The sequence below is a fragment of the Streptomyces sp. NPDC056479 genome (assembly GCF_042795335.1).
In the GTDB taxonomy this organism is placed as follows: Bacteria; Actinomycetota; Actinomycetes; order Streptomycetales; family Streptomycetaceae; genus Streptomyces.
In genome coordinates, this window is sequence record NZ_JBHTRZ010000015.1 from 26,331 (window position 1) to 42,121 (window position 15,791).

Consider the following 15,791-nt stretch of genomic DNA (forward strand, 5'->3'; position numbering starts at 1 on the left):
TCGGGATCGCCGAAGTAGCCGAGCAGCCAGTGAGCCTGCACCGCGGTGGCCGCGCCCCACGTCCACTCCGCTGGGGCAGGGCAGGGCAGGGCAGGGCAGGGCAGGGCGGGACGGCGCAGGGCAGGGCGAAGGGCGCGAGGTCGGGCACGCGTGCCGGTGGGCTGCGTAGCGGAGAACGGGGCCGTTGCCCGCCATGTCCGCAGTCTTGTTCGTTGGGGGGAGTCTTACGGCGTAGCGCTGGGTGTGGTGTCGCTGTGCGCAGTCATCCTTGTGGCGAACGCCTGGACCCGCCACGTCATGCTGTTGCTGGCACGCGTCGGCTTCTCCGCTGGCGACTCGGTACGTTCCTCGGCTGGGCCTACCGGGGCGGACTGCTGCGCATCTCGGGAAACGCCTACCAGTTCCGCCACCGCGAGCTGCAGGACTGGCTCGCCAATCAGCTGAGGTGCGGCGGTGGAATTCCGGGCCTTTCGCTTACCGCCGCGCGCGGAGCCGGTCTTCTGCCGGGGCGAGGGCACCGCGGCGCCCTTGGCCTGCCGCAGGCGCGGCCGGCGCCTGGGTTACGCCGCCTGCTGCACGTTCAACTAACACCGTGTGGTCGTGCTGCACCGCGGCCAGCTGCTCTTGGAGGGACGCGATCTCCGCGCTGAGACGTTCCTGCTCTTTCACATTGCGTCGGAGGTCATTGGTCACCTGGGCGACATATGCCTGACCCTCCCACGGGTGGTGAACCAGCAGACAACAGCTGCACCGGCCGGCCGGCGGGCTGGCGCCTGCGTTGGATTCGCCGCCGGGGCATCGAGGTGACGGTGGTTCGTCCTGCCCACGCCCGGCGACCATCACTCCGGCCTGGACGGACGGTACTGACTGCGCATATTCACATAATGGAACAGAATGGTAGAAAAGTACGTCAAAACTGCGGAGGCGTGGCGATGCGCGGCAACGCCGAGAACGGTGAGGGCTCCGTTGAGGAATATGACGACGAGCACGGTGACGAACTCGACGCTGAGGACAGTGGCGAGTACGCCGATCCGGAGGCTTACGACGAGGAGGACGCAGCGGATGCGAGCCCTGACGTTTTCCTCGATGTTCCGATCCTTAAGGTCGACGAGATCGACCTGGACGTCGAGGACCTGCGGGCGCATGTCTCGCTGCAGGCGGAGGTGCTGGATCTGCTGAAACTGAATGTGGGCGCCGACGTCACGCTCGGGCGGGTGCATCTGGGCATCTCGGGCGTTGAGGCCCAAGCCCAGCTCAAGGTACGTCTTCATAACGTCGCAAAGATCATCGACCGAGTGCTCACCACGCTCGACCGCAACCCGGAGATCCTGCACGAGCTGGCGCGTGGAGTCGGGTCCGCCGTGGAGGATGTCGGCGGCGGAGCCCGTCAGGCCGTGGGGGAGGTGGGTACGGGTGCCGGAAGGGCCGTCCAGGAGGTCGGGCAGGGTGCGGGAACCGCCGTCCGGGACGTCGGTCAGGGCGCCGGAGCTGCCGTACAGGACGTGGGGCAGGGTGCCGGCGCGGCCGTCCAGGATGTGGGCCGGGGCGCCGGCTCCGTCGCGCAGGGTGTCGGTGAGGGAGCCGGGAGGGCCGTTCAGGACGTGGGCGCTGGTGCCGGGCACGCGGTGGAGGACGTAGGTCATGAGGCGAGCCGGACCGTCGGCAGCGCTGGCGAGGTGGCAAGCGGCGCCGCGGGGAGCGTGGCCGAACAGGTCGCGGGTGAGGCAGAAGCCGCAGGCGACGCGGCACGGGAAGGCGGCCACGCTGTTGCGGATACTGCGAAGACGGCGAACGAGACCGGGGAAGAGACTGAGTCAGCCGAGCCGCGTGCGGCGCGCAAGGACGCGGAGGGAGGGCGGGGCCGAGCCAGCACTCGCACGCGCCGGGTGCGCGGAGAGGACGGGAAGCTGCCACCAAGGTCCAGTCGCCCTCGTTCCACTAGGAAGCCTGAGGAGCCGCCCTGAACGCGAGGCGCGGGCGCCGGGAGCTCGGTGGGGGACATCTTGTTCCGGTCGACAGTCCACGCTGAACGGCTCCGCTTCACGCAGGGACCCAAGACAGCCGTCCGCTTTTCCGGCACCGGGAAGCGAGAGTCGACGAGTCGCAGCGATCGCACCCACCTACCGGATCCGGTCCTCCCCGGTCAGGAATATCAGGACGTCACCGTCGTCTATCGCCTTGCGACCGGGCTCACCACTGAGCCGGCACCCCTCCGGTCCCCCTGCTGACCGGCGGGCAACCGCACGACGTCGCCCAACTCCTGCCATTGCTCGATGCGATTCCGCCAGCCATGGCCGGATCGGCCGTCCTTGCCGTACACGCGCGCAGCGTGAGGCTCCAGCAGACATCCGCCGCGTGGACTGGGATCGTGCGAGGCCCTCGCGGGGTGGGGGGCGCGCAAGGTACTGGCGGCCCTTCAGTACCTGCTTGGCGCCCGCCAAAGGGTGTTGCAGAAGGCCGTGAGCAGGGCAACTTCCTTGTATGGCTGCGGTGTTATGCGCCGAGCAGGTGTGGGTGGAAGCGTTCACCGGGCTGTGGGTCGAGCAGTCGGACGGCTGCTGAAGGCGGTGCGGGAACGCGGCGGTGACGGCTGCGGATGGGGACGGCCGTGGCGGCTGCCGTTGGCTGAGCGGGTGCTGCTGGTGGGCGGTCTGCTACCGCACGAACCTCACCATGCGGCAGCTCGCGCCGTTGTTCGGTGTCTCGCGGGCAACGGTGTTTCGGGTGATCCAGCATCTTGGTCCGCTGCTCGCGCTCGAACCGGTCCGGGCTTCGCAGGACGGCATCGAGCGGTTGTGGATCGTGGATGGCACTCTCGTCCCGGTCCGTGACCGTAAGGTGGGCGCGTCCTCACGCAACTACCGGTTCTCGGCGAATGTGCAGGTCATCGTGGACGCGGATACGCGCCTGGTGGTGGCCGTGGCCTGCCCGGTGCCCGGTACCACGGCGGATGCGAAGGCCTGGCGGGACTCGGGCCTGGCCCAGCAGTGCCAGGGCGTCACGGTGCTCGGCGACGGCGCCTGCATCAGAACCGGGCTCGCCGTCCCGCACCGCTAACGGCCGGGACGGGCGCTGCTGAAGGGCGAGGAAGAAGACAATGCCGCGCACCGAAAGGTCCGCGCTCGTGTAGAGCATGTGATCGGCCGGCCGGAGAAGTACAAGATCCTTCGTGACTGCCGGCAGCGCGGTGACGGTCTCCACCAGGCCACCCCGACATGCTGGCTGCCCAACGCCGCGAGCGCGCCCCGCATCCGCAGCGAATAAGACATCCGCTGGGCGGACGGCCGGTCTTCACCGGGCCACCGCCTGACCGTCAGGGCGATCGGTCTAGGACAAGCGGTCGTCGAAGAGCCGAGTGACCGGCCACGCGCCGTCGGAGCTGTTGGAGACCACGGTGTGGGTGAGGGTGGATCGCGGGTCGTGCACGCTGCGGAAAGAGACACCGGCGTCATAACCCGCCAGGATCGCGACGTCGGTTGACCGGTGGAGCCAGAAGCCGAGACCGTAGCGCCTCGACTCCGCGGGCACGTCACTGTGTGGGAGCAGCATCCGCGTCACCCAACCCGGCGATACGATCTTCCCGGAGAACAGGGCGGGCCAGAACGAGCCGAAGTCCGCGACCGTGGAATAGATCCCGCCATCGCCACTGCCCCGTACCGGGAGGTGGAATACGTTGGTCCTGGAGATCCCGTCAAAGGGCAGGTAGCCGAGGGCGGTGCGTTCGGGCAGTTCATCGGAGCGAAGGAACTCAGTGTCGCGCATGCCCGCGGGCTCGCAGACCCGTGCGTGCACGAGTTCGGAGAAGGCCACGCCTGCGACCCTCTCGGCGATCAACGCGAGAACGACGTACCCGCTGTTGCAGTAGGAGAACCGCTCGCCAGGCGCGAACTTCGCAGGGTGGCCGTCGAGCACGGCCAGGTACTGCTCGGTAGTGGCGAGTTCGTGCACTGGCACCGGCAGCACGTAGTCCGTGATCTCCCGGTGGGCGTCTTCGTCGAAGTAGTCGCCGATTCCCGACCTGTGGGCCAGGAGGTGTTCAACGGTGACGCCGTCGTCGATGAGCGGAAGATCCTCGCCGAGCACCGAGCGGGCGGTTGTGGACAGCTGGAGCACGCCCTGCTCAATGAGGGTCACGACGGCGAGTGCGGTCAGCCCTTTCGTACCGCTGGCGATCGCGAACCGGGTGTCGACGGTATTGGGCGTCCTAGTGCCGCGATGGGCCAGCCCGTAGGCCTTGGCCAGTTCGATCTCGCCCCCGCGGTCCACCGAGACGACGCCGGCGAATCCTGTCTCGTGGGCGATCGAATCGACCGCGTTCTCCAGCGAGTACATGGGAACGAGATTACTGGTGGACCGGCCCCACACCGAGGCGATTCAGAGACGACGCCCGCGGTTCCAGCCACGCGCACGGCACCCAGAAGGCCACGGGCATGCGTTGGCGCGAACCTGAGCGGGTTGGCAGACACCACTGGGCCGAGAATGCCGCGTTCCCGGCACAGCCACCACCGCGAAATCGAAACGAACCAATTCCGTGAACCTTCCCGATCACGGCACTGACGAGTTCGCACGAAGACGCCAGAACCGGGGCCTCCTGAGCCGACGTCGATGATCAGGACGGCGCCAGCGCGATATGCCGAGATGACGAGCGGGGACCGCCGCTTGCCTACCGCCGAAAACCATGCCCAGTCTGTACCTCCGGTCGGAGCGAAGGACTATGACAGCGTCGTTGATGCTGTCGCTCGCCGGGGACGTGGGCGGCCGCCGGATCCTGGATGCAGGCTGCGGGTCCGGTCCCTTGTTTCGCTGCGCTGCGCGACCGGGCTGCGCTCGTCACCGACCTCGACTCCAGCGCTGGGATGGTGGAGTTGGCACAGCGGGCGACTGGGTGCCGACGCGGCCCTGCATGTGGCGGACCTGGGCGACGCGCTGCCGTTCGCCGACGGCGCGCTTGACGATGTTCACGCCTCGCTGGTGCTCCGCCACCTGGAAGACTGGGGGCCGACGCTGGCCGAGATGCGGCGCGTGCTCAGGCCCGGCGGCCGGCTGGTCCCATCGGTGCAGCACCCCCTTTGTCGACTACGCCATCCAGGATCCCCGGCCGGACTATCACGCGACCACCAACTACACCCAAAACTGGGCGGACCTGGTGGGGCAGAAGGCCCCGATGACCTTCTGGCGCAGGCCGCTGCACGCGATGACTGACGCCTTCACCGCGCACGGCTTCCGCTTGGCAGTCATCAGCGAGCCACAGCCCGATCCGGCCGCCCGCGAGCTCTACCCCGACGACTTCCACGGCCTCTCGACCAAGATGTGCTTCCTCTTCTTCATTCTGGAGGTACCCCTGGCTACCGGATCGGCCGGTTAACGACCACTTGCGGTCAGCCCCATGGCACGTGCTCCACCGGGGCCGACCACAGGCCATTACGCCCAGCAGCCGTCAGAGGGCGGGCTCGTACGTCACCGTTTCCGAGGGGCAGTCGGCCGCCGCGCCTTCCAGGGCTGCGAGCTCGACGTCGTCGACTGCCATCTCCCAGCGGAGCTTGGTGTCCACCCACTCGCCGACATACCGGCAGTGCACGTCGGCGGCGGGCGGCAGCCACTGCGCGGGGTCCTGGTCGGCCTTGCTGGGGTTGGAGCGTGCGGTGACGGCGACGAGCGAGGACTCGGCGCCCTGGTCGTTGGCGTACGCCTCGCGGCGCGGTGGGGTCCAGGCCGATGCGCCGCTATCCGCGGGCCGCCCGGTTCCTCAGAATCTCGCGGCGAACTGACCACGAAGAACGTTCAGCGGACGGTCAGGGGCAGGGCGCGAGGGACGACCGAGCACGGGGCGACAAACGGCGCTCGGAGGGCGCATGAGCAACACGCCTCACGCCCAGGCCTCCGCCGATCGAGGGCTGAGGATCTGGTGTCAACTTCGGTTCCCGACACGGCACTTGCGGTCCGCTGAACGGTCACGTCGCGCCGTTGTCCGGTCGTCGAAGGTCAGTCCCGAAGAGCTTCTCCTCTCGTGAGGGCGGCGTGCCTACGGTCCGGACACCGAGGCGGGCTGGCCGGCAGTGGCCCGCGCGGTCCAATGCACACAATGGGAGGCGCTGTGGCGAGTGTGGAAGTGTCGTTGAAGGAGATGATGGCCGGGGTCGAGGGAGCCCTGGGAGCCGCTGTGGTCGACTACACCAGCGGAATGGCCCTGGGCACGCTCGGTGGGGGCAAGGACCTGGACCTGAACGTTGCCGCGGCCGGCAACACGGATGTCATCCGGGCCAAGGTCCGCACCATGGAGCAGCTGGGCCTCAAGGGCCGGATCGAGGACATCCTGATCACGCTGGACCGCCAGTACCACGTGATCCGCCTGGTGACCGGTCGTACGGGCAACGGACTGTTCCTGTACCTCGTCCTCGACAAGGCCAATTCGAATCTGGCGATGGCCCGCCACCAACTCAAGCGCGTGGAGGAGGAGATCGAGATCTAGCCCGCCTGAGGACGCCGGTGGCCACGTCTGCCCATCATGTGAAGACTTCTTCAAGTCACCACATCAGCATGGTGCCAATGTGCGTTCCTGCCGAGTCCGGGACGTGAAGGATCGACATCCGAAAGCGGTCCGCGGCGCGGCGGTGTCCTTCGACACCGCCGCATCGCGGCGATCGCAATCCCACTCACCCGAGCAGGAGCGAGCATCCATGCAGGCCCCCCTCTACCAGGTCAAGGCGGAGTTCTTCCGCATGCTCGGCCACCCCGTACGCATCCGGGTGCTGGAACTCCTCCAGCACGGTCCGGTGTCCGTGCGGGACCTGCTGGCCGACATCGAGATAGAGCCCTCCAGCCTGTCGCAACAACTGGCCGTCCTGCGTCGCTCCGGCATCGTCGTGTCCATGCGGGAAGGATCCACCGTCCGCTACGCGCTCGCCGGAGGAGACGTCGCTGAACTCCTGCGCGCCGCCCGCCGGATCCTCACCGAACTCCTCGCCGGCCAGAACCAGCTCCTGACCGAGCTCCAGCAGGCCGACGCCCCGGCCGCCCTGCACACCACCAGGTGACAGCGGCACCGCATCGGCCGGATGCCCTCACGTTCCCCCCAATTCGCCATTCGGAAATGAGGAACTCGTGGTCCTCTCCTGGGCTCGTGACTCAGCCTTGGGGGCCCGTCAGAGTGTGCGCGGAGAGCCGTCACCTCGTTGTGCACAGGGTCCGCCCACGGGGTTGTATCGGCCCTGCAGTACTCAGGCTGGTGGGGTGGTGTTGCACTCGCGCACCTGTCGGGCTTCGACCTGAAGCCGGTGCCGACCCTTCCCACCGGCTTCGGGCACCGACCGGAGCCCTTGGTCGAGGCTCGGGGGCGCAGCTGGTGGAGCGACGGTCCTTACTGCGTGCCATCAGGAGTCGCTGTCACCGGGGAACGACGGCACCTCCGGCGGAGAACTGCCGCCCTTGTCCTGAGCCGGTCGACGTCGTCGAAGGCGCAAGTCGCGAGGTCCGCACGACCGGTGGCCTCTGCCGGCAAGGGTGAAGTCCTCGAATGCCCCGAGAATCACCCTCGTGGCCCTGGCCGCGGGGCCTGCACGGGGCTAGGCATAGGGACATGAACAATGACAATGCCGCGCCAGATGCTGTGAAGGCGAAACACCGCGCGATGTGGGCGATGGGCGACTATCCCGCTGTGGTGTCGGACGTGGTTCATGGCCTGGGTGACGAGCTGGTGCGGGCGAGCGACGTTCGCTCGGGCGAACGCGTCCTCGACGTCGCGGCCGGCTCCGGGAACGCGTCCATCCCTGCAGCACTTCTCGGCGCGGACGTCGTTGCCTCCGACCTCACGCCCGAGCTCCTGGAAGTCGGTCGCCGCCTCGCCGAGGCTCGCGGAGCGCGGATGGACTGGCGGGTCGCGGACGCGGAGGCGCTGCCCTTCGCGGACGGAGAGTTCGACACGGTGATGTCCTGCGTCGGTGTCATGTTCGCCCCGCACCACCAGCGAACGGCCGACGAACTGGTCCGCGTCTGCAGGCCGGGCGGCAAGATCGGCCTGATCAACTGGACCCCGCAAGGGTTCATCGGGCAAATGTTCGCCGCAATGCGCCCGTATGCCCCTGCGCCTCCGCCGGGCGCACAGCCGCCGCCGCTGTGGGGCGACCCGGACCACGTGCGCTCCCTCCTGGGGAATCGCGTGACGGACGTCGATGCCCGCCGGCAGCCGCTGCGTGTCGACCGGTTCGTACAGCCCGAAGAGTTCCGGGAGTTCTTCAAGACCAGCTACGGGCCGACCATTGCCACCTATCGCTTCATCGCGGAAGACCCGGATCGTGTGGCCGCCCTCGACGCCGCCCTCGACGGCCTGGCCGCGCAACACCTGGCGGATGGCACCATGGACTGGGAATACCTCCTGGTCACAGCCCGCCGCTCAGAGACCTAGGTATGACTCCGTCCCCGCCTGTCGCTCACTGGGCCGCTCACACAGGGTTCACAGGCCCGCGACCTTGCCGCTCGCGGAGATCTCGTAGACCAGGGTGACGGTGCCGTGTCCGCCGGGCGCCAGGCGGAGGTCCCAGCGAGCGATGCCGTCGGCGTCGACCTCGTCGGGCTCCGGTGCACAGGCCTCCTTGCGCAGGCGTACCTCGACCGCCGAGACCTCGGAGACGGGAATGCGCTCCCGAAGCGCGACGATCTGCTCACCGCGTTCTCCGGGAGCCGAGAAGCGGGACACATGCAGGCGGACCGTGTGGGTGATCACGGTTCGCTGCGTCAACGTCGCGGTGTCGTGGGACTTCTCGGTGTGCCGGATCACCCGGTAGTCGTCGTGGCTGCCGTAGGCCAGCTCGACCGGAGCGCCCGGCGCGGTGAAGCTCAGCGTGCCACGGCCGGTGAAGCCGCTGCCGCGCATCAGGTCCACGGGCCCGGCCAGCAGCGAGTGGCCAGAGGTGTTGTCGAACCGCACAACCTGCGTGACCAGTGGGGACAGCTCGGGCGAGGAGGAGTACTCGCTGCTCGCCACGGCGGTGACGGCGGTGAGCGGCACCCGGTGGGCGCGGCCGTCCGCAGGGACGGAAACGGCAGCAGGCGAGTGCAGCACACGTGTCTGGCCGCCGTCGTCCACCCCAGGCAGGCCGAGCACCGGGACCGGACCCAGCTCCGCGATCTCCTCCTCCCGCAGTTCCACATCGACTGTGCGGCGTTCCGCGGCGGAGCGGTCCTTGAGGGTGAGACGGTCCTCGGTCAGCCGCGGAGGGTCGGTGGTCAGCGCCGAGCGGGCCGTCGACAAGGTGAGCCGTACGTCCGACCAGTCCTCGCCGGTGCGCTGCCAGACCATCGCGTCGGTCTCCAACGTCACCGAGTCCCCGTCCAGTACGGCCCGGTAGACGGGGCGCCACAATGCGCACGAGGTGAGATGGGTCAGCCGCAGCCGGACCTGCTCGGCGACCTCGGTCCGTACGGTCAGCTCGACATGGCCGATCAGCTCGGCGGGTCGCTCCTCAGCGAGGTGGATGGCCTGCCGGGCCTGCACCAGCTCGCCGGCGGCGTCCGTCAACCGTGCTTGCGCGGCGCGGAGTTGCTCGCCGTACGCATCGCGCTCGGCGTCGATCCGGTCCAGCTCGCGGGTCCAGCGGACCTCGTCCGTCTCGCCGTGACCCGTTCCTTCGGCGATGTCCCGCAGCAGATCGGTGGCGAGGCGGCCGAGGAGGTCGAGACGGGTGCGCAGCCGGTCACATGTGTGGCCGACGGTGACCTGTTCCTCTTCGAGGACGCGGATCCGCGTCTGCAGGGCGGAATCGTCGGCGGCGGGCAGCGGCCCGCGAGGTGCCCAGGTGCGGACGATCCGTACGTCGAGGACGGTCGCGGAATGCTCGCCCGTCAGTTCCGCGTGGAGGGTGCGGTCGACCGCGAGTGCGCTGATCGGCCCGAGGCGCAGCCGCTGGACGCCGGCGCGCAGGTCGAGTTCGGCGGTCCGCTCGATGTGGGCGCGGTCTTCCAGGCAGGTGACCGCGGTGACAGGCAGGGGGATCGGCGGGGTGTCCGTGGGCATGGTGTCAGCTCCTGCGGCTGCCGCCGACCAGGGCCTTGGCGGCCGGGACGCGGATGTCGTAGCCCCCGTCGAGTGCGGCGCTGCCGCCGGCGGGTAGGTCCACTCGCCAGACGCGGGTGCCTGGGGCATGTCGGTCGGGTCCGCCGTCCTGCTCGGGCGTTGTCCAGTCGGCGTGTTCCTCGATCCGCACGTCCGGTTCGGAGGTGACCGGAACCTGTTCGTGGACCTCGACGGTGACGGCCTGGGCGAGCCGGTTCGAGAGCTCCACATGGACGTGGTGGGCGAGCAGGGTGGTGTTGTTGCGCAGCCCCGACGTCGACTCGCGCAGGTTCGTGCGGCGGGTGACCCGGATGCCCTCGGCGGGTCCCAGCCCCATCCGGCGGACGCCGCCGGGGGCGAGCGTGGGCAGGGCGGCGGTCGTCAGGAAGTCGTCGTCGCTGGTGACCTCCACCGGCCCGGCGAGCAGCGCCTGGTCGGTGGCGTTGGAGAGCACGAGGGTGGCGTAGACCGTCTGCTCCACCGAGGGCACACAGAGGTACTCGGTGCGCAGACCGACGGGAATCTCCTTCATGGTGACGGTGTGCCAGGCGCCGTCGGAAGGGATGTCGGCGCGGGCGACGGCGTCGTAGCGGTGGTCGAAGGAGCCCGCCGACTCGCGGGGCCGCACGGCATGGCCGGGCAACGGCAGCGCGGCCACCGCGTCGGCGCGACGGCGGTCCTCGTCCGCCACCGGGTCGTGGGGCACGCGGGGGAAGAGCCTGCCCCTGCGGCCGTCGGGCTCGTCGGGGCCTGACAGCGCGAGCGCGGAGTAGTCGAGCTCTGCATCGCTCGGCCGTGGCGGACCGGCCGCCGCAGGCGCTGACGGCGGGGGAGGGAGAGGGGGAGGGGCCATGGCGGGAGGAGCAGCGACCCGGCCGGCGGGCCCGGACCCGGCACTCGGTCGTCCCGACCGCGCCGGCGGTGCCGGGCGGGGCACGGCTGTGTCGAAGACCGCCGACGGAGCACCGGCGAGACCGGACGGCTCAGGCAGCGCGGCGGGCGGCATGCCGTACCCCTGCGGTGCGGGCGGCGGCGGTGGCGGTACGGCGCTGAAGGCTGCTGCAGGAGCGCTGCCGACGCCGGTCGACTCGGGGCTCGGCATGCCGTACCCCTGCGGTGCCGGCGGCAATGGGGGGACGGGGCCGGGCGCAGGCGCGACCACAGGGACTGGTACGACGGCCGGAGCGGGACGGGGGCCCGCCGCGTCGTAGCCGGAGAAGAGGTCGGAGAGCCCCGCAGGGGGCTCGCGCCAGCCGGAGGGCGCGGGGGCGGGCTGCCGGCGTCCGACCCGGATCGACCGCAGCCTCGGCAGATCGGTGCGGCGCCGCAGATCCGCGGTGGCGAGGGCGATGCGCACCCCGTTCCAGTCCTCTCCGGTGCGCTGGGCGACCGAAGCACGCAACACCAGAGTGCCGTCGACGTCGCCCTGACGGTGAGTGAGACGGTAGGCCGGTACCCAGACGGCCCCCGGCACACCGTACTCAAGCTCCACTTCCACGGTCCCGGTCCCGGTCCCGTCGAGCGTCAGGACCGCGACAACGGTGGTCGCGACATGCTCGGACGGCACGTCGGTCGAGGCACGCATCCAGCGGTCGGTGGCAAGCGAGAACTCGTGCTGGACTCGGCGGAGCTCCTCCTCCAGCTCGAAGAGCCGGTCCTGGAGCCCTCGCAGCCGTTCGTCGACGAACTCGGCGAGCCGCAGCCAGGCATCGGCGGCCGTGCGGCGGGGCGGGTCCTCGCGCTTTCGGGCCGGCGGAACCGGACGGAGCGCCGCGACCTCCGCGATCAGGCTCACCTGCCGGTCACGCCGCCCCTGCGCCGAGGCACACACGTCGCGTAGCCTCTCCATCTCCTGCCGCAGGCTGTCGACCGTGTCGGTGCCGGACGGTTCGGCATCGATCTCCACCCGCACCTCGGTGACGCGCACGCCGCGATCGCCCACGACTTTCGCCCGCAGTGAGCCGGCGTCCAGCGACCGGGGCAGTCCCGTCACCCGCACCCGGCCGTCCGCCGGGACGCTTCCCCTGGCCACCCGGGTGCACAGCGCACCCTGCGCGTACACCACAACCGCGTCGAGCGACGACGCCCACCCCGGTGCAGCTTCAGATTTCATTCACTCCGCCCCCCTGCGTCCTGCCGACCGAAGCCTACGCCCAGGCCATGCCGTGTTCTGGCGCTTCCTCTCGGGCCGCCTCGGCCCTCGAGCGGAACCCGACTTCCCCGCCGTCGGTGGCAAACACCGACGAGACGTCGGCGGAGCCGTGCGACGCATGGGCTCACCCACCGCAGCGCCTGATGATGCGACAGGTGCGAAAGAGACCGACGGGGGTACCCGGCGCCTCATGGCTGCACAGAGCGAGTCCCTGGAGTCCTGGCCGGTCGCACGGCAGTTGCGTCGGATGCGTGCGTTGTACGCCGCGGGCGTGCTGCTGTGGGCGGTGTCGAGCATCGTGACGGTGTGGTCGTCCCCCGGCAGCGGGCCCATGTGGACGTCATTGCTGCTGCTGGTGGTCTTCACCGGCCTGTTGGCGCTGTCCAGCTGGTGGCTGCGGCGCATGGGGCCGGCCGCGGGAGCGGGACCCAAGGACCGAGCGGCTGCACATGCAGCCACCACCGCGCGCCACGCACGCGTCTGACAACTGCCTGGCGTGCGGGCCGCCGGGGTCGGTCGGCGCTCCGCAGCAGGTCCCGGGAAGGGCACGCTCCTGCTGCCCTACCGGAGGACCAATCCTGCGGATCACCCTGAGTTTTAGCCCCACCGAGGCCGGCCGTCCTTGCCCATGAAGAACTACGCGGGTCGCCCGTCAACGGCGGTCGCGGTGGCGCCCACCGGGGAGCAGGGCTGGCCGAACTGGATCCCGGCCGTCCCGGTGCCGCCGCCCGCGCTGCGCACGTTCCACCAGCGTGCGGCCTGCCCCACCCCCTACAGCCTCGCAGTGGCCACCGGACACGCCGTCAGCGCCGACGACATCCGCAAAATCCTCCACGGCGAGATGCGCGGCACCTGGGAGCAAGTCGTCGCACTCATCAGAGCCCTCGACGGCGAACCGTCGATCTTCCAGCCGCACTGGGACGAAGCACAGCAGCACACACCCGCCCCTCGGCCACGGACCACCGAAACGACCACCCATCGCCTCAACCGGATCCTGACCACCTTCGGCGACACCCACCATGACGCCCGCACCCTCAACTCCCCACTCGGCCTCACCGTCCGACGCCGCGCTCTACGACGCCGCATCGCCCAAGCAGCCGTGAACCGCTCGCCCACGTAGTAGGGAGCACCATGGCTGCCACCGTCGGCTGCACCGGCGGCAGTGAGATCCAGCAACGCGCCTTCCTGCTGCAGGAGGGGGCGGGTGGCCGGAGGTCTACTACCACCGCGTGATGCTGGATGCGGTCCGCTACGTGGTCGACAACGGCGTCAAGTGGGCGGCTGGTCACCGAAGCCGCCCGAACCTGGAGCCGATACGCACGTGCAGCCCGATGCCGCGCTCGCGCAGCTCGGCGCCGAGGGTCTCCAGGGCAGCACGGAGCGGGAGAGCCGGTCGTGCCGGGTCACCTTCAACGTGTCAGCCTCATGCAGCAGCTGCATGACGAGATCGAGCTTCGGGCGGGACGCTCCGGGTCCTGGGCGAGCGTGTGGGTGAGGATCTGGTCGGCCTGGTCGAGCGCGTCCTGCGCCTGGCGGACGGTCCGCAGACGTCCTTGAGGGCGCACGTCGCGGTGGTGCACCGTACGGTCAGCCGGGCGACGGCCTGCTCCCGGTCTTGCTCCGGCGTGCCGTTACGGGCACGGAGGGTTCATATGACGGCGGCCGCCGTGGCGGTGAGCACCACGGCGGCCGCAATCAGGGTGGGATGGTCATGGTGTGCACCTCGTGGTGGGGTGGCGGGGGTTCGGTGTCATGGGCTGCCCCGGTCGGTGTCGGTGTCGGAGTGGTCGATGGCCGCCCGGTCGGGCGCGGCCTGCACCGCGGTCGGCAGGTCCGGCCAGGTGGTGAACGCCGGCGCGGTACGGTCCTCGACCGACCGGAGTGCGGCCTGGTGCTGCGGGGATCCCGGGTACACGCCGTCCAGAGCCGTGTCCTTGTAGCGGCGCCAGGCCCATGCGGCGGCCGCGTACGTAGCGCCGACAGCGGCCGCGATCGGGTAGATCAGTGCAAGGTTGGCCATGGCGGGGCCTCCTGTCGATGTGGTGGGGCCTCGCTGTTCGAGGCCGTTCGCTGGTGAGCCCCGCCTGCTCGTGCTCGAAGTCGCGCTCCTGGTCCTCCACGTGAGGGTCCGGGACGAGGCGCCACTGAGGTGCTCGTAGGCGAAGCGGTCAGTCGCTCGTGCCAATCGCCGTACTGCGGGCGAGCCCGCTTCCCGCATTGAGTGACGGTGGGGTGGTGATCCATTGCGACGCATGCAGCGCCGCCGGACGGGGTCTCGACCGCAGCGTCTGCGTTGAGGTGCGGCTTGTAGGCGACGGAGTTCCGCACGGTGCCAATGCGTAGGCTCCTGTTGAACCGCAGGTCCGCTCGGACGAGATGCTCTTGGTCATCGGGCCTGCTGCACTCAGTGAGTGACGTGGACAGCGCGACGGGAGAACCGCCGGCTTGTTCCCTCGAATCGGCCAATGCCTCTCGCCTTGACATTCGGCATCTGGCACGAATGGAACATCGGCGCCAGGGTCAAACGATCTCTGATCGTGTATGACCCGTGGGAGCGTCGGGCTCACTCATCTAGGCCTCTTGGGCTGGGTGGGCGGTGTATGTGGCATCGTCGGATAGCCGGAAGGGAACGCCGGTGAGCTTCTCAGACAGCTTCCACAGCCGGCGGGCGGTGGCGGTGTCATGGATGGCGCGCTCCTGATTGCGCAGGACGGGCTCGCCGCGTAGCTGCAGCGGCCCGTCGGGCACGACATAGGCTCCGCCCGGCAGGTCGGGGACGGTCGCGGCGTACAGGGAGGTCTTGGCGCCTTCGGGGGTTGGGCGGAAGGCGGCGCGCACCAGCAGCCGGATCAACGCTCCATAGAGCCGACCGCGGTTGCCGTTGGCGCCGCCGGTGAGAACGTTGGTGCGGGTGAGTCCGGGGGCGACGGCCACGCTGCGCAGCTTCAGGCCGGCCGCGTCGGCGCGGCGTTGCAGTTCGGTGGCGAAGTAGAGGTTGGCGCGCTTGGACTGCAGGTAGGCGAACATGGCGCGATAGCGGCGTTCGGCGTTGAGGTTGTCCGGGTCGTAGCGGGCGAACCGCTGGCCTTCGCTGCTGACGGTGACTACCCGCGGGTCGGGTGAGGCCAGCAGATGGGACAGCATCAGCCCGGTCAGGGCGAAGGTGCCCAGGTGGTTGATCCCGAACTGCGACTCGAAGCCATCGGCGGTCCGGGCAAACGGCACCATCGCCACGCCGGCGTTGTTGACCAGCAGATCGAGCCGGTCATGGTCCCAGCCGTCGGCGAAGGCGCGTATGGAGGCAAGGCTGGCCAGGTCGAGGGGGCGCGCTTCGGCATGGGCGCCTGGTGCCTGGGCGAGCAGCCGGTCAAGGGCCGCCTGCCCCCGTTGGGGACTGCGGCAGGCCAGCACGACGTGGGCGCCCCGGCGGGCGAGCGCCTCTGCTGTGACCTGGCCGATGCCGCTGTTGGCGCCGGTCACCACCGCCAGGCGGCCGGATTGGTCGGGGATGGAGTCGAGGGTCCAGTTATGGGAGGCGCTGGGCATGGCTTTCCTTCTCGGCTCATTGGTTGAGGTGTCCGCTACGCAGCT

General features: G+C 69.7%; 11 protein-coding genes and 4 pseudogenes. 9 read left to right on the top strand and 6 right to left on the bottom strand.

All coding sequences use genetic code 11. The features are described 5' to 3' along the window. The first annotated feature begins 932 nt into the window (after positions 1-932). From ACFQ6S_RS41720 to ACFQ6S_RS41730, 3 genes and pseudogenes are all read left to right on the top strand, one after another. Positions 933-1,964 carry a hypothetical protein gene (locus ACFQ6S_RS41720; protein ID WP_383421216.1) on the top strand — a complete coding sequence of 344 codons (1,032 nt, stop codon included), beginning with the start codon at positions 933-935 and terminating at the stop codon, positions 1,962-1,964. Positions 1,965-2,203: 239 nt separating this feature from the next. Further along, positions 2,204-2,316 (top strand): annotated as a pseudogene (locus tag ACFQ6S_RS41725) (IS5/IS1182 family transposase); the annotation flags it as partial. A gap of 165 nt (positions 2,317-2,481) precedes the next feature. Next, positions 2,482-3,264: pseudogene (locus ACFQ6S_RS41730) on the top strand (transposase family protein). A gap of 63 nt (positions 3,265-3,327) precedes the next feature. Here ACFQ6S_RS41730 and ACFQ6S_RS41735 read toward each other — a convergent pair. Next, a complete protein-coding gene (locus tag ACFQ6S_RS41735) occupies positions 3,328-4,332 on the bottom strand; it encodes a serine hydrolase domain-containing protein (RefSeq protein WP_383421219.1) in 1,005 nt (334 codons plus the stop codon). A 397-nt stretch (positions 4,333-4,729) separates the two neighbouring features. Here ACFQ6S_RS41735 and ACFQ6S_RS41740 point away from each other — a divergent pair. Beyond that, positions 4,730-5,365 (top strand): annotated as a pseudogene (locus tag ACFQ6S_RS41740) (class I SAM-dependent methyltransferase); the annotation flags it as partial. Positions 5,366-5,437: 72 nt separating this feature from the next. Here ACFQ6S_RS41740 and ACFQ6S_RS41745 read toward each other — a convergent pair. Beyond that, positions 5,438-5,728: pseudogene (locus tag ACFQ6S_RS41745) on the bottom strand (HNH endonuclease); the annotation flags it as partial. Positions 5,729-6,094: 366 nt separating this feature from the next. On the opposite strand from ACFQ6S_RS41745, the gene ACFQ6S_RS41750 reads away from it, so the two are divergent. The 3 genes from ACFQ6S_RS41750 to ACFQ6S_RS41760 all read left to right on the top strand — a co-directional run bounded on the left by ACFQ6S_RS41750 (position 6,095) and on the right by ACFQ6S_RS41760 (position 8,401). Further along, a complete protein-coding gene (locus ACFQ6S_RS41750; RefSeq protein WP_383421222.1) occupies positions 6,095-6,469 on the top strand; it encodes a hypothetical protein in 375 nt (124 codons plus the stop codon). Positions 6,470-6,677: 208 nt separating this feature from the next. After that, positions 6,678-7,034, top strand: a complete 357-nt coding sequence (locus ACFQ6S_RS41755; protein WP_383421225.1) for an ArsR/SmtB family transcription factor — start codon at positions 6,678-6,680, stop codon at positions 7,032-7,034. A gap of 542 nt (positions 7,035-7,576) precedes the next feature. Continuing rightward, on the top strand, positions 7,577-8,401 hold the full coding sequence (locus ACFQ6S_RS41760; RefSeq protein WP_383421228.1) for a class I SAM-dependent methyltransferase: 825 nt from the start codon (positions 7,577-7,579) through the stop codon (positions 8,399-8,401). Between the two features lie 48 nt (positions 8,402-8,449). Here the strand turns inward: ACFQ6S_RS41760 and ACFQ6S_RS41765 are convergent, their stop codons facing one another. Next, positions 8,450-10,009 (bottom strand): DUF4139 domain-containing protein, encoded by a 1,560-nt coding sequence (locus ACFQ6S_RS41765; protein WP_383421231.1) that lies wholly within the window; start codon positions 10,007-10,009, stop codon positions 8,450-8,452. Positions 10,010-10,013: 4 nt separating this feature from the next. After that, entirely contained in the window at positions 10,014-12,161 is a 2,148-nt protein-coding gene (locus ACFQ6S_RS41770) for a DUF4139 domain-containing protein (protein ID WP_383421234.1), read from the bottom strand. Between the two features lie 229 nt (positions 12,162-12,390). Here ACFQ6S_RS41770 and ACFQ6S_RS41775 point away from each other — a divergent pair, with 229 nt between their 5' ends. Together ACFQ6S_RS41775 and ACFQ6S_RS41780 are read left to right on the top strand one after the other, a co-directional pair. Beyond that, positions 12,391-12,684, top strand: a complete 294-nt coding sequence (locus ACFQ6S_RS41775) for a hypothetical protein (protein WP_383421237.1) — start codon at positions 12,391-12,393, stop codon at positions 12,682-12,684. Between the two features lie 144 nt (positions 12,685-12,828). Next, positions 12,829-13,320 carry a hypothetical protein gene (locus tag ACFQ6S_RS41780; RefSeq protein ID WP_383421240.1) on the top strand — a complete coding sequence of 164 codons (492 nt, stop codon included), beginning with the start codon at positions 12,829-12,831 and terminating at the stop codon, positions 13,318-13,320. A gap of 630 nt (positions 13,321-13,950) precedes the next feature. Here the strand turns inward: ACFQ6S_RS41780 and ACFQ6S_RS41785 are convergent. Continuing rightward, positions 13,951-14,220, bottom strand: a complete 270-nt coding sequence (locus tag ACFQ6S_RS41785; protein WP_383421243.1) for a hypothetical protein — start codon at positions 14,218-14,220, stop codon at positions 13,951-13,953. 551 nt (positions 14,221-14,771) lie between these two features. Next, entirely contained in the window at positions 14,772-15,746 is a 975-nt protein-coding gene (locus ACFQ6S_RS41790; protein ID WP_383421246.1) for an oxidoreductase, read from the bottom strand. Between the last annotated feature and the right edge of the window lie 45 nt (positions 15,747-15,791).